Source organism: Cohnella silvisoli, from assembly GCF_021190915.1.
In the GTDB taxonomy this organism is placed as follows: domain Bacteria; phylum Bacillota; class Bacilli; order Paenibacillales; family Paenibacillaceae; genus Cohnella; species Cohnella silvisoli.
The window spans coordinates 1-1,425 of record NZ_JAIOAP010000039.1; the positions used below are offsets into that span (position 1 = coordinate 1).

At 48.2% G+C, this 1,425-nt stretch carries 2 protein-coding genes; both read left to right on the forward strand.

Features of this window, described 5'->3' with window-relative positions:
* Positions 1-338: 338 nt before the first annotated feature.
* The gene (gene rpsD / locus K7P76_RS32960; RefSeq protein WP_232190342.1) at positions 339-938 is read left to right on the forward strand and encodes a 30S ribosomal protein S4; all 600 of its coding nucleotides are present in this window, start codon (positions 339-341) and stop codon (positions 936-938) included.
* A 132-nt stretch (positions 939-1,070) separates the two neighbouring features.
* Positions 1,071-1,295, forward strand: coding sequence for a DUF1450 domain-containing protein (locus K7P76_RS32965; RefSeq protein ID WP_232190343.1), 225 nt, complete (start codon positions 1,071-1,073; stop codon positions 1,293-1,295).
* Positions 1,296-1,425 lie beyond the last annotated feature (130 nt).

Genomic DNA, 1,425 nt, shown 5'->3' on the forward strand with positions numbered 1-1,425 from the left:
CCCCAAAGATCTTCTCCACCACTAATACCTTCTTCATCTCTGCTCTGGTCAATGTCACTGTCTCCTGTCCCATAGTGACATTATCTCAGAACAGTTATAGGGTGACATTATCACAGCACAACAACACGTTTGGAAACAAAACCTTGACATTTACGTGCAGTTTCTTATAATATAACTTGTTGAATACTGGGCTTAGCTCTTGTGACACCCTCTCGGATTTCCCGCCAGCGGGCTGCGGCTGAACATCCCTACTGGAACCGAACGATTCGGTTATGGCGAAATCCGCGCAACGAAACCCATTTTCAAAAACTTTCTTTTGAAAAAGGAGCTTTCTAATCATGTCAAGATATACAGGTCCTAAGTTCAAGCTAAGTCGCCGCCTTGGTATTTCCCTGAGCGGATCCGGTAAAGAATTGAAACGCGCTTTCCCTCCGGGGCAACACGGTGCTAACCAACGCCGCAAAATCAGCGGTTACGGCATGCAGCTGCAAGAAAAACAAAAGCTTCGCCACATGTACGGCCTGAACGAGAAGCAATTCCGCAACTTGTTCGACCGCGCATCCAAACAAGAAGGTATTGCGGGCGAGAACTTCATGTTCCTGCTCGAAAGCCGCCTAGACAACCTTGTTTTCCGTCTTGGTTGGGCAAACTCCCGTTACGGCTCCCGCCAACTGGTCTCTCACGGTCACGTGACGGTCAATGGCAAGAAAGTCGACATCGCTTCCTACACCGTGCAAGTTGGCGACAAAATCGGTCTTCGCGAGCGTAGCCGCTCCCTGAAATCGATCAAAGAAGCTTCGGAAGGCCGTCATCATTTGCCGGGCTACGTTGAATTCGATGCCAACGCCATGGAAGGCAAGTTTGTTCGTCTTCCGGACCGCGGCGAGCTGTCCCAAGATATCGACGTTAAACAAATCGTCGAGTTCTACAGCCGTTAATTTTAACCAATGGAACCGCTCCGGTATTATTCCGGGGCGGTTTTTCTTTTGCGTTACCCCATTGACATTGATAATGAGAATTAATATCATCATAAGCAGAGATTGAAATTTTCCATGAGAGTCGGTTCGATCATGAGCAAAATCAAATACTGCTGCAAAAACTTCAAGCACGGCTCTAAGTCGGTTTACAAAACGATGAAAGCCGAATTTCCCGAGATGAAGCAAAAGAAAAAAGATTGCTTAGGCGTCTGCAAGCTGTGCACGAAACAGTGTATGGTCTTGATCGGCAAAGCCGAAGTCATCGCCGCCCCCTCCCCCGAATTGCTTTACGAGAAATTAAAGCACCGGATAGGATGACCCGATGAACCTCCCCTACTTACGCTTCGCTAAGAAGTAGGGGTTTCTTACCAGCCATACCGGTACTTTCTGCAAGCAAATAGGTTGGCTACTTGCTTTCGCTGCTGGCAGCGGAAATCTAACGGTAGGG

Coding starts and splice junctions, on each gene's coding strand:
- K7P76_RS32965 (WP_232190343.1), top strand. CDS start 1,071: ATGAGCAAAATCAAATACTGCTGCAAAAACTTCAAGCACGGCTCTAAG.
- rpsD (WP_232190342.1), top strand. CDS start 339: ATGTCAAGATATACAGGTCCTAAGTTCAAGCTAAGTCGCCGCCTTGGT.